The organism is Frigoribacterium sp. PvP054 (genome assembly GCF_040547465.1).
Taxonomy (GTDB): domain Bacteria; phylum Actinomycetota; class Actinomycetes; order Actinomycetales; family Microbacteriaceae; genus Frigoribacterium.
Map to the genome: position 1 here is coordinate 62,790 of NZ_JBEPPU010000005.1, position 22,148 is coordinate 84,937.

Annotated in this window: 25 protein-coding genes; 13 read left to right on the forward strand and 12 right to left on the reverse strand. The window is 73.6% G+C overall.

The features are described 5' to 3' along the window. Positions 1-71: 71 nt before the first annotated feature. Positions 72-926, reverse strand: a complete 855-nt coding sequence (locus ABID81_RS08680; protein WP_354594398.1) for a transglutaminase-like domain-containing protein — start codon at positions 924-926, stop codon at positions 72-74. A gap of 84 nt (positions 927-1,010) precedes the next feature. Here ABID81_RS08680 and ABID81_RS08685 point away from each other — a divergent pair, with 84 nt between their 5' ends. The 3 genes from ABID81_RS08685 (at position 1,011) to ABID81_RS08695 (ending at position 2,502) form a co-directional block, all read left to right on the forward strand. Further along, positions 1,011-1,307 carry a hypothetical protein gene (locus tag ABID81_RS08685; RefSeq protein WP_354594399.1) on the forward strand — a complete coding sequence of 99 codons (297 nt, stop codon included), beginning with the start codon at positions 1,011-1,013 and terminating at the stop codon, positions 1,305-1,307. 138 nt (positions 1,308-1,445) lie between these two features. Further along, positions 1,446-1,796: a hypothetical protein gene (locus tag ABID81_RS08690; protein ID WP_354594400.1), complete on the forward strand. Its 351-nt coding sequence runs from the start codon at positions 1,446-1,448 to the stop codon at positions 1,794-1,796. Beyond that, complete coding sequence (locus tag ABID81_RS08695; protein ID WP_354594401.1) at positions 1,783-2,502, forward strand: ABC transporter ATP-binding protein; 720 nt, start codon at positions 1,783-1,785, stop codon at positions 2,500-2,502. The genes ABID81_RS08690 and ABID81_RS08695 overlap by 14 nt, the downstream gene beginning before the upstream one ends. A 19-nt stretch (positions 2,503-2,521) precedes the next feature. On the opposite strand, the gene ABID81_RS08700 is transcribed toward ABID81_RS08695, so the two are convergent. Next, entirely contained in the window at positions 2,522-3,037 is a 516-nt protein-coding gene (locus tag ABID81_RS08700; protein ID WP_354594402.1) for a GNAT family N-acetyltransferase, read from the reverse strand. Between the two features lie 187 nt (positions 3,038-3,224). Between ABID81_RS08700 and ABID81_RS08705 the strand changes: the two genes are divergently transcribed. The 4 genes from ABID81_RS08705 to ABID81_RS08720 all read left to right on the forward strand — a co-directional run bounded on the left by ABID81_RS08705 (position 3,225) and on the right by ABID81_RS08720 (position 5,504). Then, a complete protein-coding gene (locus ABID81_RS08705) occupies positions 3,225-3,518 on the forward strand; it encodes a hypothetical protein (protein WP_354594403.1) in 294 nt (97 codons plus the stop codon). 183 nt (positions 3,519-3,701) lie between these two features. Beyond that, entirely contained in the window at positions 3,702-4,262 is a 561-nt protein-coding gene (locus tag ABID81_RS08710; RefSeq protein ID WP_354594404.1) for an RNA polymerase sigma factor, read from the forward strand. Then, complete coding sequence (locus ABID81_RS08715) at positions 4,225-4,839, forward strand: hypothetical protein (protein WP_354594405.1); 615 nt, start codon at positions 4,225-4,227, stop codon at positions 4,837-4,839. The genes ABID81_RS08710 and ABID81_RS08715 overlap by 38 nt, the downstream gene beginning before the upstream one ends. Positions 4,840-4,898: 59 nt before the next feature. Continuing rightward, on the forward strand, positions 4,899-5,504 hold the full coding sequence (locus tag ABID81_RS08720; protein ID WP_354594406.1) for a hypothetical protein: 606 nt from the start codon (positions 4,899-4,901) through the stop codon (positions 5,502-5,504). Between the two features lie 111 nt (positions 5,505-5,615). On the opposite strand, the gene ABID81_RS08725 is transcribed toward ABID81_RS08720, so the two are convergent. The 3 genes from ABID81_RS08725 to ABID81_RS08735 form a co-directional block, all read right to left on the reverse strand. After that, the gene (locus tag ABID81_RS08725; protein WP_354594407.1) at positions 5,616-6,539 is read right to left on the reverse strand and encodes an aggregation-promoting factor C-terminal-like domain-containing protein; all 924 of its coding nucleotides are present in this window, start codon (positions 6,537-6,539) and stop codon (positions 5,616-5,618) included. 377 nt (positions 6,540-6,916) lie between these two features. Beyond that, positions 6,917-8,149: an AI-2E family transporter gene (locus ABID81_RS08730; RefSeq protein WP_354594408.1), complete on the reverse strand. Its 1,233-nt coding sequence runs from the start codon at positions 8,147-8,149 to the stop codon at positions 6,917-6,919. Between the two features lie 95 nt (positions 8,150-8,244). Further along, complete coding sequence (locus ABID81_RS08735; protein WP_354594409.1) at positions 8,245-8,466, reverse strand: DUF1653 domain-containing protein; 222 nt, start codon at positions 8,464-8,466, stop codon at positions 8,245-8,247. A 41-nt stretch (positions 8,467-8,507) separates the two neighbouring features. On the opposite strand from ABID81_RS08735, the gene ABID81_RS08740 reads away from it, so the two are divergent. The 4 genes from ABID81_RS08740 to ABID81_RS08755 all read left to right on the forward strand — a co-directional run bounded on the left by ABID81_RS08740 (position 8,508) and on the right by ABID81_RS08755 (position 13,193). Then, the gene (locus tag ABID81_RS08740; protein WP_354594410.1) at positions 8,508-9,920 is read left to right on the forward strand and encodes a carboxylesterase family protein; all 1,413 of its coding nucleotides are present in this window, start codon (positions 8,508-8,510) and stop codon (positions 9,918-9,920) included. Positions 9,921-10,194: 274 nt separating this feature from the next. Next, positions 10,195-10,989 (forward strand): DUF1275 family protein, encoded by a 795-nt coding sequence (locus ABID81_RS08745; protein ID WP_354594411.1) that lies wholly within the window; start codon positions 10,195-10,197, stop codon positions 10,987-10,989. Beyond that, positions 10,982-12,439: an allantoinase AllB gene (allB, locus tag ABID81_RS08750; protein WP_354594412.1), complete on the forward strand. Its 1,458-nt coding sequence runs from the start codon at positions 10,982-10,984 to the stop codon at positions 12,437-12,439. Before ABID81_RS08745 ends, allB begins: the two co-directional genes overlap by 8 nt. Positions 12,440-12,473: 34 nt before the next feature. Continuing rightward, complete coding sequence (locus ABID81_RS08755) at positions 12,474-13,193, forward strand: MBL fold metallo-hydrolase (RefSeq protein ID WP_354594413.1); 720 nt, start codon at positions 12,474-12,476, stop codon at positions 13,191-13,193. 48 nt (positions 13,194-13,241) lie between these two features. Here the strand turns inward: ABID81_RS08755 and ABID81_RS08760 are convergent, their stop codons facing one another. From ABID81_RS08760 to ABID81_RS08780, 5 genes are all read right to left on the reverse strand, one after another. Continuing rightward, the gene (locus ABID81_RS08760; RefSeq protein ID WP_354594414.1) at positions 13,242-14,147 is read right to left on the reverse strand and encodes a MurR/RpiR family transcriptional regulator; all 906 of its coding nucleotides are present in this window, start codon (positions 14,145-14,147) and stop codon (positions 13,242-13,244) included. Then, positions 14,144-15,400: an allantoate amidohydrolase gene (locus ABID81_RS08765; protein ID WP_354594415.1), complete on the reverse strand. Its 1,257-nt coding sequence runs from the start codon at positions 15,398-15,400 to the stop codon at positions 14,144-14,146. The genes ABID81_RS08760 and ABID81_RS08765 overlap by 4 nt, the downstream gene beginning before the upstream one ends. Beyond that, the gene (locus ABID81_RS08770; protein WP_354594416.1) at positions 15,397-16,662 is read right to left on the reverse strand and encodes a pyridoxal-phosphate-dependent aminotransferase family protein; all 1,266 of its coding nucleotides are present in this window, start codon (positions 16,660-16,662) and stop codon (positions 15,397-15,399) included. Before ABID81_RS08770 ends, ABID81_RS08765 begins: the two co-directional genes overlap by 4 nt. Positions 16,663-16,749: 87 nt before the next feature. Further along, the gene (locus tag ABID81_RS08775) at positions 16,750-18,459 is read right to left on the reverse strand and encodes an AtzH-like domain-containing protein (protein WP_354594417.1); all 1,710 of its coding nucleotides are present in this window, start codon (positions 18,457-18,459) and stop codon (positions 16,750-16,752) included. Further along, a complete protein-coding gene (locus ABID81_RS08780) occupies positions 18,452-19,597 on the reverse strand; it encodes an acetamidase/formamidase family protein (protein WP_354594418.1) in 1,146 nt (381 codons plus the stop codon). Before ABID81_RS08780 ends, ABID81_RS08775 begins: the two co-directional genes overlap by 8 nt. Before the next feature lie 113 nt (positions 19,598-19,710). Between ABID81_RS08780 and pucL the strand changes: the two genes are divergently transcribed. After that, positions 19,711-20,604, forward strand: a complete 894-nt coding sequence (gene pucL, locus ABID81_RS08785; RefSeq protein ID WP_354594419.1) for a factor-independent urate hydroxylase — start codon at positions 19,711-19,713, stop codon at positions 20,602-20,604. 50 nt (positions 20,605-20,654) lie between these two features. Then, positions 20,655-21,131 (forward strand): nucleoside deaminase, encoded by a 477-nt coding sequence (locus ABID81_RS08790; protein WP_354594420.1) that lies wholly within the window; start codon positions 20,655-20,657, stop codon positions 21,129-21,131. 56 nt (positions 21,132-21,187) lie between these two features. On the opposite strand, the gene uraH is transcribed toward ABID81_RS08790, so the two are convergent. Continuing rightward, positions 21,188-21,514, reverse strand: coding sequence for a hydroxyisourate hydrolase (gene uraH, locus ABID81_RS08795; RefSeq protein WP_354594421.1), 327 nt, complete (start codon positions 21,512-21,514; stop codon positions 21,188-21,190). Continuing rightward, a complete protein-coding gene (gene uraD, locus ABID81_RS08800; protein WP_354594422.1) occupies positions 21,511-22,032 on the reverse strand; it encodes a 2-oxo-4-hydroxy-4-carboxy-5-ureidoimidazoline decarboxylase in 522 nt (173 codons plus the stop codon). The genes uraH and uraD overlap by 4 nt, the downstream gene beginning before the upstream one ends. Positions 22,033-22,148 lie beyond the last annotated feature (116 nt).

Below are 22,148 nucleotides of genomic sequence, written 5' to 3' on the forward strand. Positions count from 1 at the left end.
CACATCGTGGCGGCATCGCCGGGGCGGCGAGGTCACGAGGCGAGCGCAGGAGGCGCGGCGCCGGCGGGCGCTCAGCCCAGGCTGACGAAGGTGGTCACGTCGTCGCGCGGCAGCACGTCGGCGACGGCGCCGACCTGCATCCCTGCGACCGTGACGCGGCCGCCGTGGCTCGACAGGAATGCGGTGTCGGAGGCGTCCCGGCCGGTCGCGATGCGCAGCAACGTCTGGCGCGGGGCCAGCCCGGTGGCGTCGACCACGTGCCAGGCGCCGTCGACGAAGGCCTCGGCCACGGCGTGGAAGTCCATCGGCGACAGCCCCGGCGCGTAGACGCTGACGAGCCGGGCGGGCACGTCGAGCCCGCGCAGCAGGGCGATCACGAGGTGGGCGTAGTCGCGGCAGACGCCCTGCCGGTCGAGCAGGGTCTGAACGGCGCCGTCGGTCGGCGCGCTCGCCCCGGGCACGTAGGCGAGGTGCGAACCGACCCAGGTCGCGACCGCCGCCAGCAGGTCACGCCCCTCGAGGCCGCCGAACTCGGCTCGGGCGGTCGGGCTGAGGGTGTCGGACTCGCAGTACCGGCTGGGACGTCGGTAGCGCACCAGGTCGAGCTCGTCGACGGGTGGCTCGTCGAGACGGCCCTCGACGACGACTCGGTAGTCGACGGTGACGCGGCCGGCCCCGACCTCGCACAGGTGGAGGAGTGTGCCGTGGTGGTCCTGCACCTCGCGGACCTCGAGGGGTGCGCCGTGCTGGGTGACGGCCAGCGCCTCCTCGGTGATGCGGGCGGGGGCGGCGTCGGTGTCGGAGGCGGTCTCACCGCCGGGGCCGGGGGTCTCGGCGGCGTAGGCGCGCGAGGCGGCGACGGACAGGACGAACTCGGCGGGGCCGTCGACGTCGAACTCGAGCCGGGCGGACGCGGTGCGCTTCATGACGAGAGGGTGGCACACGCGTGGGTCGGGCGTGTTTCGTCGGCGAGGCCCCGCGATGTCGGTGGCGCCGGGTTGGATGGGCGCATGCCCTCGTACCGCGTCACGCTCACCGTCGGCACCCTGCGACCGGGGGTGCGGCCCGACTCCGTGCTGCCCGCGGCGGCCGCGAGCGCGGCGGGGCTGACCACGGTCGAGGCGAGCGACGTCACGCTGGTCCGGGGCGAGCCACGCCTGGTGGTGCGCTACGAGTGCCCCGCCGACGAACCCGCCCACCGCATCGGCGCCGTCGTCGAGGCTGCCGTCGGCCAGTTGGCCGACGTCGTCCAGGGGCGCGTGACGCGTCGCGACGGCGGGGCGTGGACGTTGGTGGGCGCCGTCTGATGTTCTTCATGACGCGGTTCACACTTTAATGCTTTCCTGATGGGGCGGGCGCTTGCTCGCCCTTCCAGCCCCCAGTGGCGCGCGTGGAGGTCCCAGACCGTCGTCACGCTGTGGTTCTCGGCCCTCCTGGCAGCCGCGATGATCTGCCTCCTCGTCTGGTCGTCCGTCCGATCGCGCGCCCGCTCGCTGGCGGTGCACCGTGCCCACGGCTTCTCACCGTTCCGTCGTCACGGTCGGCTGCTGGCCGTCGTCGCAGCGCTCGGAGGCACGGCACCCCTCATCGCGTTCTTCGGTCCGCACCCGATGGCCGTACCCGACATCCCCCTCATGCGAGCGATCACCACCGGCCTGGCACTCGCTGCGGCCTTCGCCCTGCTGGCCTGGCCGGCGGCCGTCTGGTGCGAGCGTCGTCCGGGCGCGCGGGCCAGGTCGGCCGGTGGCTCGACCGTCCGGCACCGACTCGAAGGAGACGTCCATGGCTCGTCCTGAGGCCCCGACCACGATCCGCCGCACGGCGGCACCGGCCACGCCCCGCCCACGCCTGGTCGTCTCGGACCTGTACGCGGTCCGTTCAGGACGTGAACTCTGGAGGAACGTGTCCGCCGCGTTCGACGCCGGGACGACGACGTCGATCTGGGGCCCCAGCGGGGTGGGGAAGTCCACCCTGTTGGCGTGTCTGGGACTGCTCGACACGGTGACGTCCGGGACGATCACGCTCGACGGCGACGAACTCACCCGCACGCGAGGTCGCACGCGACGGCATCTGCATCGAGACGTGTTCGGGTTCCTCTTCCAGGACCACGGCCTCGTCGACGACTGGACCGTCGCGAAGAACCTCGACGTCGCCCTCGTCGCTCGGCGGGTTCCTCGGCGACAGCGGGCCGGGCGACGCTCCGCAGCCCTCCGGCGGGTGGGGCTGGACGGGGTACGGACGACGAAGGCGTCCCGCCTGAGCGGGGGCGAGCGGCAACGGGTCGCCCTGGCGCGCCTCCTGCTGCACGAGCCACGGGTGGTCCTGGCTGACGAACCCACCGCGTCGCTCGACGACGCGAACGCCGAGATGGTCGTCGACGTGTTGCGTGCGTTCGCCGAGGGCGGCGCCGTCGTCGTCGTCGCGACGCATGACGAGCGGGTGATCACCGCGAGCGATCAGGTGCTCGAGCTCGCCGGGACGGGGCTGCACGAGGCGCGGTGACGCCCCCGTTCCGGCGGGCTCAGGGGCGGACGAGGCGCACCTCGTGGACGTCCGGGCCGGCGTCGAGCTTGCGCGCTCCGTCGGGGGCGAAGCCGTGCCGCCGGTAGAACGCGAGCGCCCGGGCGTTGCGCTCGAACACCCAGAGGAAGCCGGGTGCTTCTCCGAGCGCCCGGTGCAGCAGGGTCGCCGCCAACCCGGTGCCGCGCGACGACGACGCGACGTAGAGCGTCTTGAGCTCGGGCAGGTCGAGGTCGTCGGGGTCGTCCGGGTCGCCCTGCCCCCAGCTCGCCACGCCGACCACCTGCCCCTCGGCCCGGGCGACCACGACGTGCCGCGAGGTCGAGGCGATGCGCAGGCTCCAGCTCGCCTCGCGTTCGGGCACTCCCACGCGGCGGAGGTAGTCGGGCGAGACGAGCCCGGCGTAGGCCTCGCGCCAGGTCTCGGTCTGGAACACCGCGACGTCGTGCACGTCGGCCGCGACGGCGTCGCGCACGACGACGCCTCGAGGAGGCGCGGGTCCGGCCGACGGGTCCATGCCCCATTCTGCGCACGGTCGCCTCCGCGGTGTCCGGCACCGCGCCTCCCGGACCCGGTGTCCTCCACGGCCCGATGCGGCACGGACCGGATCGCCCGCACGGTGGGGACGCCCCCCGGGGCGGCACGACGGGCGGCACGAAGGCCATCGCCTCGTCAGGCGCTCGGGCCCCGCGTAGGCTCTCGCCATGGGGACGACGACGCGGACGGTGCTGGCGGCGACCTCGCGGGCGACGGCGGTGGCCGCCACGGCCGTGCTCACGCTCGGGGTGCTGACGGGCTGCGGCGGCGGTGACGACGACCCCGTCGTGACGGTGAGCCCGAGCGTGACTCCCTCGGCGACTCCCGAGAGTCCGACTCCGGCACCGGACCCTCCCACCGACGGCACCGTCACGCCCGCGCCGTCACCGACCACCCCGAGCCCCACGCCGGTCACGACCGACAAGCCGACCGACCGGCAGACCATCCCCCCGCAGAACTAGCCGCACCCGACGGCCGGGACGGTCCATCTCCTCGATGCGTCGGTCGGGGGTGGAGAACCGGCCGTCCGGTGCGTCCGAGCCCAGGTGGAGGCACCGTGAAGCGTCTCTGGAGGCGCCCTGCGGCGACACTCGGAGGTGGGCGTGAAAGAAGGCACCGTGTGTCGGACATGAACGGTGGTGGACGTGTCCGAGAAGCGTGGGGGGTCTGATCGTGCGCGCTTCGAGGCGCTGCTGGACTTGGTCGTCGAGCCGGTCCGGCGGTTCCTGGCCCGACGGGTCGACACGGTCACCGCCGACGATGTCCTCGGCGAGGTCATGGTGGTCCTGTGGCGGCGGTCAGACGAGGTGCCACGTGGGGAGGAGATCCCCTGGGCGGTGGGCGTGGCACGCCATCAGTTGGCGAACGCTCTGCGCTCGATGAGACGCCAGGAGCGGCTCGTGGCCCGCATCATCACGATCGATCCTCCTTCGGAGGCGCGAGGTGGGACCGAGGCCGTCGAACCCCGCACCGACCTCGTTCGCGAGGCACTGGGTCGCTTGTCGGCGAGGGACGCCGAGGTCCTGCGTCTGAGCTTCTGGGACGACTTGGGGGTCTCGGAGATCGCCACCGTCCTCGGGGTCTCTCCCAACGCCGTGTCCATCCGGCTGCACAGGGCCAAAGGGAGGCTCGCCGTGACGGTGCGAAAGATGCAAGAGGGTGACGGACATGTCGTGGCAGGAGGGGAGGACGCCGATGACACCTGATGACGGCCGCGACCACGCGGACCTCGAGCGATCGCTCCGGAGGGCTGACCCTGCTGCGAGCCATGAACCGCTGCCCCCGTGGCGGCGCGAAGCCCTCGTCGCAGCGGCTACGGCACCCGCCTCCAGACGCCGCGGCGTGCGTCGCAGGCACCTTCTCGTCACGTGCGGTGCAGCTCTCGTGACATCCGGTGTCGCCCTCACGGTCGCGGTTCCGTCGTGGACCGACGATCCGACGTCCTTGAGCCTCCCCGTCTCGGATTCCGTCGAGCTGCAGTCTTCCTGCTCACCGCCCTCCACGGACGTCCTCGCCCGTTCGTCCCTGGCTTTTCGCGGCGCCGTCACCTCCGTGACCCGAGACGCGGTGACGCTGAGAGTCGAGACGGTCTACGTCGGCACCACCGACTCGACCGTGATCGTCTCGAGAAGGGGCTCCGAGGTGCAGACGATCGACGTGTTCGGCGCCGCCTCTGCAGGTGACGTCTACCTCGTCGCAGCGTCGAACGGTGTGGTCCGGGAGTGCGGGCTCTCGGGCTCGGACACACCACAGCTGGCCGAACTGTACGAGCGATCGTTCTGAACCCCGCGCAACCGGTTGCCTTCCCGCCGACCGCTGTCACACGACGAAAGAGACGACGAATGAAGAAGCTGCTCGTGGTCGGCGCGGTGAGCCTGGGCGTGCTCGCGGTCACCGGCTGCGCCTCGAGTCCCGGAGGGCACGATCCGACCCACGACGAAACAACCCAGGAGCTGACCGCCAGCGCGACGGTTCTCGGGCACGAGGACGGGACATCCCCCGTGATGTGTCTCGGCCTCGTCCTGGAGTCCTTCCCGCCGCTCTGCTCCGGGCCGACCGTTCTCGGCTGGGATTGGTCGAACCTCCTGGACGAGCACAGGGCGTCCGGCTCGATCTGGGGAACGTATGAGGTGACCGGCACGTGGGACGGAACGGCCTTCACCCTCACGGCCTTGCCGAGACCTGCGGAGCTCGTATCCCCTGGCGTCGCCGACATCGAGGACGATGGTGCAGCAGCCACACCAGCCGTGACCGCGGCCGTCGAGCACTATCGACGCGAGAGCCAGGCGGACACCGACATCCTCGGCGTCGAAGAGGCCGGTGGTTCAGCGCTCGTCACCGTCGTCTTCGACGATGGCGTGATGCAGGAAGGTGCAGATGCGCTGTACGGCGAAGGGGTCGTCGTCATCGACTCAGCCCTGGAGCCCTCCGCACGAAGCGGGAGGTGACGATGCGCGCCTCCGACTCGGGTTCTGACGGGCGGTCGGAACGCAGGCCGGCCCGGCGACCGAGGGTCACCGGGCCGGGCCGCCGACTCGTGGGTGGGTCGGGGCGCCCGATCAGTACCAGTTGACGGACTGCGAGTGCGACCAGGCGCCGCACGGGCTGCCGTAGACCGACTTGATGTAGCCGAGGCCCCAGGTGATCTGCGTCTTGGCGCTCGTCGCCCAGTCGCTGCCGGCCGAGGCCATCTTGCTGCCGGGCAGCGCCTGCGGGATGCCCGTGGCCCCGCTGGGGTTGTAGGCCTTGTAGTTCCAGCCGGACTCCTTCGTCCAGAGCGACACGAGGCACGAGAACTGGTCGCTGCCCCAGCCGTACTGCGACGACGCGAGCGACTGGGCGGTCGCCTTGGCACCGGCGACCGAGTTGTCGGAGGCGGCGCGGGCGGCCTCGGCGGCAGCGGCGGCCTCGGCGGCGGCCTGCGCCTCGGCGGCGGCCTGGGCGTCGGCGGCGGCCTGCGCGGCTGCGGCGGCCGCTGCGGCAGCGGCCGCCGCCTGACGGTCGGCTTCGGCGGCGGCGGCCTGCACGGTCTGCGCCGAGAGGGCGGTCTTCTCGACGCGGGCGTTCAGGGTGGACGCGTCGAGCTGCTCGTAGTCGGCGAGCGACGCGACCTGGGTCTGCAGGTCGCTCGCGTCGGTCCGGCTCGAGGTCGAGGCCACGACCTGGTTGGCGATCTGGATGGTCGACTTGGCCTTCGCCTGGGCCAGCGAGGTCGCGATGTCGGCCTCCTGCTGCTTCACGTCGGCGGCGTGCTGCTCGGCCGAGATGGTGCTGTCGGCGCCGGCGGCCGTCATCGAGGTGACGGCGAAGCCGGTGCCCGCGACGAGGGCGACGGCGGCGACGCCCCCGATCAGCGACAGGCGGCGGCGGGCGGCGCGGCGGCGGCCGGCGGCCAGCGAACGACGCGTGGCGGGTGCCTCGACGGGGGTCGGGGTCGCGGTCGACGCGTCCCCGTCGGAGGCAGGGGTGTTCTGGGGTGTCATGTGGTCCTCGTGCTCGGCCGACCCGCGCCTCCGGTCGGGCGGGGCGCACACGGCCGCACCGCACCGGGCGCTCGGAGCACGCGGGGCGGCCGGGTTCCACGCAACGGGGGCGAGGGGGCCGTGACAGGTCGGTGTCGGTCTCGCGGGGCCGTGGGGCCCCGACTCGTCCGCCGCTGCTGTCCGGCCGAGCGGGACTCGGTCGGAAGGGGCGCACGCGCCCGGGCGAAGTGACGAGTATGCAGAGACTTCCTGAGTAGGAGCACACAATCCACTGTCGAACCACGCAGTCCGGCGCATCAGCCCAGCGGATGACATCGACCCGCGCCTCCCTCATCCGAGCGAAGGAGGCGCGGGTCGTGCCGGTCAGCAGCCCGCGATCACGCCGTCCCCGTCGCCCCCGCGGCGACGTCGTCGGCGACCCGGGTGCGCCGCCACGCACCGGTCGCGACGTACTTCACCATCACGTTCAGCACGGCCACCGTCGGCACCGCGAACAGCGCCCCGGGGATGCCGGCGACGTACGAACCACCGGCGACGGCGAAGACCACCGCGAGCGGGTGGACGCGCACGGCCGAACCCATCACCAGCGGCTGCAGCACGTGGGCCTCGAGCAGGTGGACGACGAGCACGCCGGCCAGCATGATCACGGCCTGCAGCGGCCCGGCGAAGACGAGCGCGACGACGACGGCGAGGGCTCCGGTGACGATGGCCCCGACCACCGGGATGAACGACGCCAGGAACACCAGGATCGCGATCGGCACCGCGAGCGGCAGCCCGAGGAAGAACGCGATCAGGCCGATGCCCACGGCGTTGACGGCGGCGACGACGATCTGCACCCGGACGAACGAGGTCAGCGTGTGCCAGCCCGCCTGGCCAGCGCCGTCGACGGCCGGCCGGGCCGCCTTCGGGAAGAGCCGGACGGTCCAGGCCCACACCCCGCGGCCGTCGATCATCAGGAAGATCGTGGCGAACAGGGTCAGCAGTCCGCCCGCCAGCAGGTGCCCGGCCGCCGTCCCGATCGAGAGCACGCCGCTGAGGATCGCCTTGCTCTCGGTCTGCAGCGCGTTCTGGGCGTCCTTCAGGTAGCCGTCGACGTCGGCGTTCGTCAACTGGAAGGGCGGCCCCTGCAGCAGGGTGGTCAGCTGGTCGTACTGCGCGACCGACTGCCGCTCGATCTGCGGCAGGCCGGCGCGGATCTGGGTCACCGCGAGCAGCACGAGCCCGCCCACGACGACGACCCCGGCGAGCAGCGCCGCCACGATCGCCAGCCAGCGCGGCCACCGGTGCCGGTGCAGGAACCCGGCGACCGGCACGAGGAACGCCGACACCAGGATCGCGATCAGCAGGGGGACGACGATCTCCTCGAGCGTGGCGATCAGCCAGAACAGCACGGCGAGCGCCGCGGCCACCGCGAGCAACCGCCAGGCCCAGGCCCCGGCGATCAGCATGCCGGGCGGCAGGGAGGCGCGGGCCGGGTCGGCGGCGGGGGTGGCGGCGACTGCGGGGGTGGCGGCGGTCGGGGCCGGGGCGGGGGTGCGGGTCGCGTCGTCCGTGGCGCCCCCGTCTGTGGCTGCACCCTGGGGGTGCTGGGAGCGACGTGAGAACTTCATGAGCCGAGTGTCCGGCCGCGCGGCTATCAACCGGCTGTGACTTCGCTGACCCGCGCCGCGCCTCCCGGGGTCGGGGTGCGGGCCCGGTCGAGGGGTCAGGCCTCCGGCGCGAACCGGGGGCCGTCGTACCCGTCGCGGACGACCCGTTCGGACCAGGCGGCGAGCGGTCGCACCCAGAGCCCCTGCTCGCCGTAGAGGGCGCGGTACAGGACGAGCGGTTCGTCGGTCTCGCTGTGGCGGGCCGTGCCGAGCACCTCGTAGCGGCCGCCCTTGAAGTGGCGGTACGTCCCGGGGGCGGGTGGGGTGTCGGCGCTCATCCCGCGAGCCTAGACGGGCGACGCGGGCCACGATGGGTCGGGTGACCCAGGACGCCCATCCCTCGACCGCCAGCACCCAGACCACCCCGGGCGAGCCCGTGGTCGACACCGACGAGCGAGCCGCACGTCGCGAGTACGACACCCCGTCCGGCCGCGTCGTCGGCCGGGTCGACGGCGACGTCGTGCGGGTCCTCGGCGTGCCCTACGCCGAGGCCGGCCGCTTCGAGCGGCCACGGCCGGTCGCCCCGTGGTCGTCCCCCCTGCACGCCTTCGACCGGGCACCCGCGTCACCGCAGCTGCCCGCACCCGGGCTCGAGGCCCTGATCGAGGGCGCCGCGGCCGACATGGTCGACGACGAGCACTGCCAGCGCCTCTCGATCACGCTGCCCGCCGACCTCGCAGCCGACGAGCGCGTCGCGGTGATGGTGTGGATCCACGGCGGCTCGTACGTCTCGGGGGCGGGCGACCTGCGGGTCTACGACCCCCGCGCGCTCGTCGCCGAGCAGCGCGTGGTCGTCGTCACGGTGACCTACCGGCTGGGCATGCTCGGCTTCTTCGGCGACGGCGGAGCGGTGCCCGCCAACCTCGGCCTGCTCGACCAGCTCGCAGCCGTGCGCTGGGTGCACGACACGATCGAGGCGTTCGGCGGCGACTCCACCCGCATCACCCTCTTCGGCCAGTCGGCGGGCGGCGACGCGATCGCCCACCTCATGATCAGCGAGGGCGCCAGGGGCCTCTTCGCCCGGGCCATCGTGCAGAGCGCCCCGCTGGGCATCGTGCGCGGGCGGACCCGGATGATCGCGGCGATGACGGAGGCGGTGGGGACGCCCCGCACGGACGCCCCGGTCGACGAGGTGCTCGCGGCGCAACCCGTGGCCGAACGGGCGGCCAAGCGCTTCGGCCTGCGCGGCGGCATGGCCTTCGGCGTGCAGTACGGCCGGGCTCCGCTGCCCGCCGAGGCGGACGCCGACGACGCCTGGCGCGAGGTCGCCCCCGAGATCGACCTCTTGATCGGCTCGACGACCGACGAGACGGCGGTGTTCGCCGAGTTCTCGCCCCCGCTGCAGCGGTTGTTCGCCCTGCCGCTGGTCGGCCGGGCGATCCGCCGCGTGATGATCGACGTCACCACGAAGGCCGTCTACCACCGGGCCGGCCGCGCCTTCGCCGACCGGCACCGGGCGGCCGGCGGCCGCGTCACGACGTTCCGCTTCACCTGGGAGCCCGAGGGCACCTCGTTCGGCGCCGCCCACATCACCGAGCTGCCGCTGCTGCTCGGCGGCCGCGAGGCCTGGGGGCACACCCGCCTGATCGGCACGACCGACTGGGACGACGTCGAACGCCGGGGCCGCAAGGTGCGCCAGGTCTGGGCCGACTTCGCCCGCACCGGCACCGTCGCCGCCGACGCCACCGCCGGGCTCGCCGACACCCTCGTCGTCGACCGCCGCCCGTCCTGATCCCCTCGCCGCACCCCCGAGGCCCCGCGCTCGACCCCTCCGTCCGTGGGAGACCGCCTGCCCGGGCGAACGGTCGACCGCCGGTGCGGGGGGTGGCCGAGTCGGACCGTCCCTCACCAACCGGCCCGCGCCTCCTTCTCTCCACACCATCGGCACGGTGTTCGCGCCGGGCGGCGCCGCGACCATACGATCGACGGCAGACCAGACACGCCGACGTCGCCGTGGTCGCCCTCCCCGCCGTGCCTGCCGCGGCGCCGAGCCCCAGAGGACCCTGATGAAGAAGTTCCGCCGCGACCAGGCGCGCATGCACCTCGTGATGATGCTGACGTTGACGTTCACCACCGGCATCATCGACGCCGTCGGCTACCTCGGCCTCGACCGCGTGTTCACGGCCAACATGACCGGCAACGTGGTCATCCTCGGCATGGCCGTCGCCCAGGCCGACGGACTGCCGATCGTCGGCCCGATCGTCGCCCTCGCCGCCTTCCTGCTCGGGGCCGCGATCGGCGGCCGCGTGCTGCGCGGCGGGCGAGCCGGCTGGTCGGGCCGCAGCACGACCTCGTTCGGCGTGACCGGCGGCGTGCTGCTCGGGCTGGGCGTCTCGACCTTCTTCGTCGTGCCCGAAGAGAACACGCCGTGGGCCTTCACGATCACCGGTCTGCTCGGCGCCGCCATGGGTCTGCAGGCCGCGGCGGCCCGCAAGATCGCCGTCGCCGACGTCACGACCGTCGTGGTCACGTCGACGATCGTCGGCCTCGCGTCCGAGTCGAAGCTCGCCGGGGGCACGGGCAAGAACTTCCCCCGGCGGGTGCTCGCCGTGGTGCTGATCCTCGCCGGTGCGGGCGTGGGGGCCCTGCTGCTGCAGGTGCACATCGGCGTCGGCATGGGCGTCGCCGGTGGACTCACCCTGCTCGTCGCGCTGACCGGGCACCTGCTCCGCGAGCGGCGCCGCGAGGTCGAGGCCCGCGAAGCGGCTGCGGCCGAGGCTGCCGCCGGCACCGCATCCGCGGGTCGAGACCAGGAGGCGCGCTCGGCGACCAGCGGAGCGAACGGGTCCGCTCGTGGCTGACGCCGCACGGTACGACCTCGTCGTCCGGGCCCGACGCGCTCTGGTCGAGGGCGAGTGGCGTGAGGCGAGCGTCGCCGTCCGTGACGGCCGGGTCGTGTTGATCGGCGACCTCGATGACGACGTCTCGGCGGGCGTCGACGTGGCGCTGCCCGACGACCAGGTGCTGCTGCCCGGCGTCGTCGACAGCCACGTGCACGTCAACGAACCCGGCCGCACCGAGTGGGAGGGCTTCGCCACCGCGACCCGCGCCGCAGCCGCCGGCGGGGTGACGACCATCGTCGACATGCCGCTCAACAGCATCCCGCCGACGACGACGGTCGACGCCCTCGAGCAGAAGCGGTCCGCGGCGGGCCCCCAGTCGGTCGTCGACGTCGGCTTCTGGGGCGGGGCGATCCCGGCCAACCTCGGCACGGGCGACCTGCGGGCACTGCACGAGGCCGGGGTCTTCGGCTTCAAGGCGTTCTTGTCGCCGTCGGGCGTCGACGAGTTCCCCCACCTGTCGACGGAGCAGCTGCACGAGGCGATGGCCGAACTGGCCGAGTTCGACGGCCTGCTGATCGTGCACGCCGAAGACCCCGACGGGCTCGACGCCGCCGCGGCCGCACTGGACGGCACCGCCGGCTCAGGGGCCGAGGGTGCCGCCGCCGCCCCGTCCGGGGGTTCGTCCACCGGGGCCTCCCCGGGAGGCGCGGCGTACGACGCGTTCGTCCGCTCGCGTCCCGACGTGGTCGAGCGCACCGCCATCGAGCACGTGGTCGACGCCCTCCGCGCGACCGGCGGGCGGGCGCACGTGCTGCACCTGTCGTCGGCGACCGCCCTCGACACGATCCGGGCCGCGAAGGCCGAAGGGCTGCGGCTGACGGTCGAGACCTGCCCGCACTACCTGACCTTCGACGCCGAGCACATCGGCGACGGGGCGACGCAGTTCAAGTGCTGCCCGCCGATCCGTGGCGAGGCCAACCGCGAGCTGCTCTGGCAGGCCCTGGTCGACGGCACGATCGACGTCGTCGCGAGCGACCACTCCCCGTCGACCCGCGAGCTCAAGTTCGCCGGCGGGGTCGACGGAGCCCACGGCGACTTCGACGTCGCGTGGGGCGGCATCTCGGGTCTCGAGCTGAGCTTCCGCGCGGTCTGGACGGGGGCGCGGCAGCGGGGCATCGCCCTCGAGACCGTCGTCGGCTGGATGGCGCAGGGCACCGCGGCCCTCGTCGGGCTGACGTCCAAGGGACGCATCGCCGTCGGCGCCGACGCCGACCTCGTCGCCTTCGCCCCCGAGGCGCCGGTGACGATCGACGTCGACGACCTCTCGCACCGCAACCCCGTGACCGCCTACGACGACGCCCGTCTGTTCGGCGAGGTCGCGGCGACCTGGGTGGGTGGCCGGCTGGCGGGCCCGAGTGCGCCTCCGGCACGACTGCTCGTGCGTCCCGACGCCGGGGTGGCGCCGTGATCGGTACCGTCGACGGGGTCGCACGGTGGGGCGCGTGACCGTCGCGCCGGTCGAGGTCGCGCCCGGGGTGCACTTCGTCGAGGGGCCCGCGTCGAACTGGACGATCCTGTCGGGCGACGGCACGATGACGCTGGTCGACGCGGGGTACCCGGCCGACCTCGAGCTGGTGGAGGCGTCGCTGCGCTCCGTGGCCGCGGGCTCGGGCCCCGAGCTCCCCCGCCTGACGTCGGTGCTCGTGACGCACGGCCACAGCGACCACATCGGCACGCTGACCGCCCTGCGTCGACGCCACGAGTTCGACGTCCTCGCCGCTCCGGCCGAGGTGCCGAACGTGACGCGCGAGCAACTGCACCAGGTCACGGTCGGCGACGTGCTCCCGCACCTGTACAAGCCACGCTTCGCACGATGGGTGCTGCACGCGGTGCGTGCCGGCGGTCTGGGCGACGTGGGAGTGCCCGACGTCGTGCCGCTCGACCTCGGGTCGGCACGGACGTTCAGCGGCCACCGGGTGGTGCCCACCGCGGCCGTCGGCCACACCCCCGGGCACACCGTCTTCTCCCTGCCCGACGACGACGTGCTGATCACCGGCGACGCCCTGGTGACCGGCCACCCGACCTCACGGCTCGACGGCGTCCAGATGCTGCACCCGATCTTCCACGACGACCTGGCCGAGGCCGGCCGCACCTACGGCCGCCTCGTCGAGCACCGGGCGCAGACGTTGCTGCCAGGACACGGGCCGGCGCTGCTGCGCTGACGTCCCGGGGGGGCGGACGGCACCGGAGCGCTGAGACCGCGCCCCGACCTACTCGAGCTCGCTGAGCTCGGCGTAGAGCTCGGTGATCTCGGCCACGCGACTGCGGCCCCCCTCGGGGCGACCCGCCCGGACGGTCTCGGTCAGCACGGCCCCGGCCAGCAGCGCGGCCAGGCTCATCGCGCTCGCGTAGCTGTCGAACGGGGCCGGCGTCTCGACGGGGCAGTCGAGCCGCACGGTCACGTCGACACCCCGGACCGACGGGTCGGCCACGAGCACCACCGGGACGCCCCGGGCAGCGAGCGACGAGAGCACGCCGGCGAACCCGGCCGGCCGACGACGGAAGCCCACGAGCACGACGACGTCACCCGCCCCCAGGCCGACCAGCTCTTCGCCGATGGACTGCCCGGGCTGCGGCGCCACGCGCACGTCGTCGCGAGCCTGCACGAGCTGCTGACGCAGGTGGAGGGCGACCGGGTAGCTGTTGCGGAACCCGGCGACGACCACCCGGTCGGCCGCGGCGACGAGGGCGGCTGCACGCTCGAGCCTGCCGTCGGCGAGCCCCGCGAGCAGGGCGTCGAGGTTGCGACGTTCGGCCTCGGCGTGCTCGGCGAGACCCCCGGAGCCGCGGGTCGGCCCCACCGGCACCCCCCGGCTGCGAGACGCCCGCGCCTGGTCGCGCACCTCTTGGGCGTCGCTGAATCCGAGCCGTCGGAAGAGCCGCGAGACCGTCGCCTTCGAGACGCCGCTCTGCTCGGCGATCTCGGTCGCCGTGTAGACGGCGAGGTCGTCGAGGTGGTCGAGGATGAAGTCCGCGGCGCGTTGCTCCTGCGGCGAGAGCCGGCCGTACCCGGAGTCGATGCGGTCGCGGATGCCGGCCCCCTCGACCGGACCCGCGCCTCCTGCCCCGGACCCGTCGACGAGATCGTCGCCGGCCGGCGGCGTCGCGTCGCTCACGCGGGGTCCTGCGTCGTCACCCGGTGTGCCGCGGCGACCGCGTGCACCGCGGCCTCGAAGGCGTCGAGCGCGACGGCCACGTCGGCGAGGGTGACGATCTCGTCGGGGTGGTGGCTGATGCCGCCGTTGCCGCAGCGGACGAACAGCATGGCCCACCCGGTCAGCTCGGCGACGGCCATGGCGTCGTGCCCGGCCTTCGAGAACAGGACCATCGGGTCGGCGTCTCCGGTGGCGACGACGCCGTCGCGGACGAACCCGCGGAGGCGCGGCGAGGCCACCACCGCCGGGGCGCGGTGGGTCTCGTCGACGGCGAAGGTCAGCCCGCGACGCTCGCCGACCTCGGCGGCGACGGCCTGGATGCCGGCCCAGACCTCGTCGCGACGGTCGTCGTGCTCGCCGCGGAGGTCGAGGCTGAACTCGACGAGCCCCGGGATGACGTTGACCCCGCCGGGGAAGGCCTGCAGCCGACCGACGGTCGCGACGCAGTCGGCCTCGCGGGCCAGGCGCTCGACGGCCAGGACGATCTCGCTCGCTCCGGCCAGGGCGTCGTGCCTGCGGTGGAAGGGCACGCCGCCGGCGTGACCGGCGACGCCCGTCAGCGTCAGCTCGAAGCGACGGGCGCCGGCGATCGACGAGACGACGGCGAGGGCGCGGTCGGCCTCTTCGAGGTACGGCCCCTGCTCGATGTGCGTCTCGAGGTAGCCGACGACGTCGGCGGGGTCGTAGGCCGCGTCGGCCACCCGGTCGGGGTCGAGGCCGAAGGCGTGGAAGGCGTCGCGCAACGTCGTCCCGGTGGCGTCGACCAGGGACCACCACTCGGGCAGCCAGGTGCCGGCTACCGCGCGCGAGCCGAGCAGGGCGGTGCCGAACCGGGTGCCTTCCTCGTCACCGAACGCCAGCACCTCGATCGCGAACGGCAGGCGGGTGCCCGCGGCGTCGAGGCGACCGACCAGCGCGATGCCGAGCAGCACGCCGAGGATGCCGTCGTAGCGGCCTGCGTCGGGCACCGTGTCGAGGTGCGAGCCGAGCAGCAGGGCGGGCAGCCCCGGCTCCGTGCCCTCGTAGCGCCCCCGCTGGTTGCCGGCGGCGTCCTGCCAGGTCGTCATGCCGGCCTGCCGCATCCACTCGCCGGTCATCGCGTTCACCCGGGCGTGCTCGGGCGAGAGGTACACGCGCTCGATGCCGGTCGCACTGCTCGAGACCGCCGCGAGGGCGTCGCAGCGCTCGAGGACGAGACGGGCCTCGGAACTCACGCCGCGCCTCCGTCGCGGTCGACGTCGACGTGGCGGTCGACGTCGAGGTAGACGTCGTACGCCGCGCCGACGCCGCCCCCGCCGGTGATCGGAGCGCCCTCGCGCCGCAACACGGCCTCGAGCGCGGCGAGCGTCGTGAGCACGGTGTCGCGACGCGCGTTGTAACCCATCGTGCCGATGCGCCAGACCTTGCCGTGCAGGGGGCCGAACGAGGTGCCGATCTCGATGCCGAAGTCGGCGAGCATCGCGCCGCGCACCCGGTCGCCGTCGACCCCCTCGGGGATCACCACGGCGACCACGTTGTTCATCTTGTGCTCGAGGTCGCCGAAGGTGTCGAGCCCGAGCCCCTGCACGCCGGCCAGCATGGCCCGACCGTGCAGCGCGTGCCGGGCGACCGCGGCGTCGAGGCCCTCGTCGACCACCACGCGGGCGCACTCGCGGGCACCCCAGAGCATCGTCGTCGCCTCGGTGTGGTGGTTGAGGCGCTGCGGCCCCCAGTAGTCGAAGATCATCGCGAGGTCGAAGTAGTTCGAGGCGATGCGGTGCGCGCTGGTCGTGTCGCCGTCGGTGCGGATGCCCGCCTCGATCGACGTGCGGGCCCGGATGACCTCGACCGCACGCTCGCTGTAGGTGACCGGCGACGAGCCCGAGGGGCCGCCGAGGCACTTCTGCAGGCCGGCGCTGACGGCGTCGAGACCGAGCTCGTCGGTGCGGAAGGCGTTGCCGACGATCGAGGCCGTGACGTCGGTGTAGAACAGCACGCCGTGGCGGGCGCAGACCTCGCCGAGGCCCTCGAGCGGCTGGGCGACGGTGGTCGAGGTGTCGCCGTGCACGACCGCGAGCAGCTTGGGCTGCACCTGCTCGATCGCGCGCGCGACGGTCTCGAGCGTGAAGACCTGCCCCCACGGCACCTCGATGACGTGGACCTCGGCTCCACAGCGCTCGGCGATCTCGCGCAACAGGTGGCCGAACCGCCCGAAGACGGGCACGAGCACCTTGTCGCCGGGTTCGATCAGCGACACGAGCGAGGCCTCGATGCCGGCACGCGAGGTGCCGTCGACCAGCAGCGTCTGCTCGTTCGAGGTCTGGAACACCTCGCGGTAGAGGGCCTGCGTCTCGTCCATGTAGGCGGTCATGGCGGGGTCGTACTGCCCGACGAGCTGGGCCGACATCGCTCGCAGCACCCGGGGGTCGGCGTTGATCGGGCCGGGGCCCATCAGCAGGCGGGCGGGCGGGTCGATCGGCTGGAAGACTCGTTTCACCTGGCCCACCCTACGCAACCGGTGTTTCAGGCAGGTGAACGACGCGGGCGGGCGACCGGGTGGCGCCCGTGCCCGAGGAGGCGCGGGTCACGTCGCCCACGACGCCGCGAGACCCAGCAGCCCCAGGTCGGCCCCTCGGGGCCCGACGAGGCTGAGCCCGACGGGTGCCCGGCGTCCGGAAGGGAGCGCCACCTCGAGGACGGGAGCCGAGACGGCGGGAGCACCGAGGATGCCGGCGATGCAGGTGAGGCCGAGCGTCGCGGAACGGACGACGTCGACCTCGGCCGGGGTCGCGCCGAGCGACGGTGCCGCCGACGACGCACTCGGCAGCAGCAGCACCCGACCGGCGAGGAGGGACTCGAGACGGCGACGCTCGTGCCCCAGCGCCACCCGCGCCTCCTCGGCCCGTCGGGGCGAGACCGTCGAACCGAAGGCGAACCGGGCCGCGACGTCGGGGGCGAGCTCACCCGGATGGGTCGTGATCCACCCACCGTCGGACCGCCAGGCCTCGTGCGCCTGCAACACGCGGAACAGCTCGAAGAGCTGCGCGACGTCGCCCAGCTGCACCTGACCGGGACGCTCGACGCGGCCCGCCGCGGTCGCCTCGTCGAGTGCTCGACCGAACTCGGCCCGCACCTCGGGGGCGACCGAGGCGAGCACGGCCGGGTCGACCACGTACGACGGCTCGACCGACACCTGGTCGGCCGCGGGCAGCGACGTCGTCGCCGCCCGCTGCAGGGTGTCGACGTCCCGGGTCAGCCAGCCGACCGTGTCGAAGGTCGGCGCGAGGGGAAGCAGGCCGGTGCGGTCGACGGCCCCGTGGGTCGTCCGGATGCCCCAGAGCCCCTGGTACGACGCGGGGACGCGGATCGACCCGCCGGTGTCGGTGCCGAGGCCGATGCTCACCTGCCCGAGGGCGACGGCCGCCGCCGGCCCGCTGGTGGAGCCCCCGGAGATCGCACCGGGAACGGCCGGGTTGGGCGGGGTGCCGTAGGCCGAGTTGCGACCGGCGATGCTGTACGCGAACTCGTCGGTCTGGGCGATGCCGCGCAGGTCGGCCCCCGCGTCGACCAGGTGCTGCACCGCGGCTGCGTGCCGGGGCTCGACGGGGGCGTCGTGCAAGCGGGCGGGCACCCCGGCACCGATCGCGTGCCCCGCGACGGCGAAGAGGTCTTTCACGGCGACGGTCTCGCCGGCGAGCACGACGCGGGACGAGGCGTCACCCCGGTCGCCGCCGGCGGCCCGGGCCGCCCCGGGCCCCGACCCCGCAGGAGGCGCGGCGAGGGTCGCCCCCGCCTCTCGCCGCCCGGCGACCAGCGGCTCGCCCACGACCCGCCACACGCGGCGGTCGACGGCCGGCGGTGGTGCCTGCACCTGCGCGGAGACGATGCGCCACGGTCGAGCACCCCTTGGGCCGCCACCCGGCTCGCGACGCCAGAGCTGCGTGACGACCCCTCGTCCACCACCGGCGGGAGCGTTGACGGACACGACCAACGCCGTGTCGACGTCGACGACCCGGACGTGCCGCTCGACCACGCGCCGGACGGGACCCGAGCCGCGCCTGCCACGGAACGCCGTGATCGCGTCGTGCCCGACCAGCAGGCCGCCGGCGTCGGCCCGCAGGACGGTGGTGGTCGACTCGAAGGCTGCGGCGAGCGACGCCTGGTCGTCGGCGGCGAGCACGCGTTCGTACGCGTCGAACGCGGCGAGCAGGCCGTCGGGCAGCTCGCCCTCGACCGTCGTGGGGACGGTGCCCGGAGCGACCCGCGCCTCCTCGGGGCCGTCGGCCTCAGCCACCGAAGTCCGCCTTGCGGATGCGGGCGTGCACGCCCTTGACGAGGTCGACGACCTGCGAGATGTCGAAGTCGGTCGCGGCCGAGAGGTAGGCGTAGGCCAGGCTGCGGTCCATGCCGTGTCGCGCCTCGAGCAGGTCGATGGCCGCCCGGACGCAGGCCCGCACCGCCTCGTCGAGGTCTTCGTCGAGACCGGTCGGCACGAGCAGCTCGGCCGTCTCGGCGAGCGGCCCGGCCATCTCGCCGAACATCGCGACGGCCTCGGCGCGGGGCACGAGGTCGAAGCGGACCGTGACGCGGAGGCTGGCCTCCATCGCGGTGAGCGCGACCTCGCCGTCGCCCTGCGCGAAGTGCGGATCGCCGACGTAGGCGAGGGCCCCTGGCACCTGGACGGGCAGGTGCAGCGACGCCCCCTCGGTCAGCAGGGCGATGTCGACGTTGCCGCCGTGCGACCCCGGAGGCACCGAGTGCGGGCGGTCGTCGCCCGCCACGGCGACGCCCATGATGCCGAGGAAGGGGTGGAGGGGGAACCGCACCGTGTGGTCGCCACCCGGCACGAGTGGCAGGGTGCCGACCAACGACCCGTCGGGAGCGTGGTCGACGGCCGCGAAGACGCTGACCGGGCCCGCCTCGAGCGGGTACTCGCCGGCCAGGGCGCCGCGGCCGTGACGGTTCGAGATGACGCCGTACGGGACCCTCGGCGTCGCGTCGAGCAGGGTCATCGTGACGACGTCGCCCGGCAGGGCCCCTCGGACGGCGATCGGCCCCGTGACGACGTGCGGGCCGTCGGCGGCAGGGTCTCGACCGTGGCGCTCGTCGCTGGCGGCGGCCAACGCGACGGCGTCGTCGAGCACGTGCTCGGCCGGCACCCCGTGTCGGGCGAAGAAGGCCCGCGGGTCACGCCCCTGGTCGTCGAGGACGCCCTCGTGGCTGAGGGTGTCGATGACGACGGCGGTGCCCGGATCGACCGTCAGCACGGGCTGGTCACCGGCACACGGCAGGCGACCCCAGAGGGTCGTGGCGAGCGTCGCGGGCAGGTAGGGGACGCCCCCGACGCCGTCGCCCGCGGGCAGCGGTTGCAGGATCGGGGTCACGGGAACGGGGCCCGACGGGGGTGCGGGGGTCGTCTCGGAGATCGCCATGCCCAGCACAGTAGCGAGTGGACGTCTCGCCCCGAGAGACCTCCTGAAACGAGTTGTTCACAAATCGTCGATCGTGAAACAAGTCGTTCACACGGCTGTGTGATCATCACGGCATGGCGATCATCCTCGGCGACAACCAGTACGGCAAGGCGGAGTCGCGGCTCGTGCGCTTCTACCGCGACGGGCCACGACACGAGATCCGCGACGTCAACGTCACGACTGCGCTCCGCGGCCCGTTCGACGCGGCCTACCTGCACGGCGACCAGAGCGCCGTGCTGCCCACCGACACCCAGAAGAACACCGCGTTCGCCTTCGCCAAGTCGAAGGGCGTCGAGGCGGTCGAGACGTTCGGGCTCGAGCTGGCCCGGCACTTCGTGCACGACGTCGAGCCGGTGACGGGCGCCCGCATCGAGATCGAGCAGTACGACTGGCAGCGGGCCGTCGTCGACGGAGCCGAGCACGACCACACCTGGCTGCGATCGGGCCAAGAGGTGCGCACCGCCGCCGTGACGGTCGACGACAGCGGCGAGCACGTCGTGGGCGGCTTGAAGGACCTCGTGCTGCTCAAGTCGACCGGCTCCGAGTTCGCGGGGTTCCTGACCGACGAGTTCACCACGCTGCCCGAGACCCACGACCGTGTCATGGCCACGGCGCTCGACGCGAAGTGGCGGTTCGGCACGACCGACGTCGACTGGGACGCCACGTACGCCCAGGTCAAGCGCCTGATGGTCCGCGAGTTCGCCACCCTGCAGTCGCTCGCCCTGCAACAGACCCTGTGGCACATGGGCACCGCCGTCCTCGAGGCCGTCCCTTCGATCGTCGAGGTGCGCCTCAAGGCACCGAACAAGCACCACTTCGCCTACGACCTGTCCCCCTTCGGCCTCGAGAACCCCGGCGAGGTCTTCTGGGCGGCCGACCGACCCTACGGGCTGATCGAGGCAACGGTCGTCCGCGACGACGCCCCACCGGCCCACGACGCCTGGCGCGCCTCGGCTGGTCTCGCATGAGCCTCGTCGAGTCGACCGACCCCACGCCCGCCCCACCCCGAGGAGACACCGTGACCGACGCCGACGACGCCCGCTGGTTGGCCCGCACCATCGAGTTGGCCGTCGAGAACGTCGCGAACGGGGGCGGGCCGTTCGGGGCCGTCGTCGTCCGCGGCGACGACCTGGTGGCCGAGGGGCAGAACCGCGTCACGGCGAACCTCGACCCCACCGCGCACGCCGAGGTCACGGCCATCCGGGCGGCCTGCCAGGCCGTCGGCGACTTCTCCCTGGCCGGCACGACCCTCTACACCTCGTGCGAACCGTGCCCGCTGTGCCTCTCGGCCTCGCTCTGGGCCCGCGTCGACCGGGTCGTCTACGCGGCAGACCGGCACGACGCCGCCCGCGGTGGCTTCGACGACCTCGAGTTCTACGAGTTGTTCGCGCGCGACCGGTCGACGTGGGACCTCCCCGTCGACGAGGTGCGTCCCCCGAACGCACCGGCACCGTTCGAGGCGTGGGCGAACCACGACCACCGCACCGACTACTGAGCCGATCGATGTCCCCGGGTCACTCCACTTCCGAGCCGCGAAGGCGGTCGATGGGGTCAGCTGCCCCGGTAGGTCGAGTAGGCGAACGGGCTGAGCAGCACGGGTACGTGGTAGTGGCTGGACTCGTCGGCGAGGGTGAAGTCGATCGTCACGCGCGGATAGAACGTGTCGCGCCGTGCCGCCGCGAAGTAGCGGGCGGTCTCGAAGACGAGCCGGTAGTCGCCCGACGGCAGGGCGTCCGGGCCGAGGTCGGGCACGCGCCCGTCGGCGTTCGTCACGCCGGTGGCGAGTTCGACGCCCCGGGCGTCGTGCAGGGCGACGGCGATGCCGGCCGCGGGACGACCGAGGGCGGCGTCGAGGACGTGCGTCGTCACGTGGCTCATGCGCGGGCCTCGGCGTCGCCCTCGGCCGCGTCAGGCTCGGCGAAGGTCGACTGCAGCCGCAGCAGCGCGATGTCGCGCAACTCGGCACCGACGATGCGGGACTCGGTCTCGTCGTCGAGTCGCAGCCGCCGGTGCAGCTCGCCGACGATCTCGGCCCTGCTCCGACCGGCGGCACGGATCAAGAACACGCGGTCGAAACGCTCCTCGTACGCGGCGTTGCCCTCGGCCAGCAGCTGCGCGAGGTGCGCGTCGTCGGCGTCGGCGGCCGACGCCTGCTCGCGTCGACTGAACTGTTGCGCGGCCCCCTCGCCGACCGGCTTCTCGCCGATGCGGGGGTGGTGCGACATCGCCTCGTCGATCTCCGCCGGGCTGAGCGGCGTGGCGGCGGCGGCCGCGACCGTGATCAGCGCGTCGGCGTCGGCGAACGGCGCCTGCGCGGCGACGTCGTCGGCCCACCGCTCGACGTTCAGGGCGGCCAGCAGGTGCGAGCGCAGGTCGGCTCGGTCGAGGTCGATCATGACGCACACCCTAGCGACGTGGCTCCGGGGCGCGGGGCGCGGCCGGCCGACCCGCGCCTCCTCGGTCCCGGGTGGCGGGGTGCCCGTCCGCGTCGTGCCGGGTGGCGGTGGTTCGA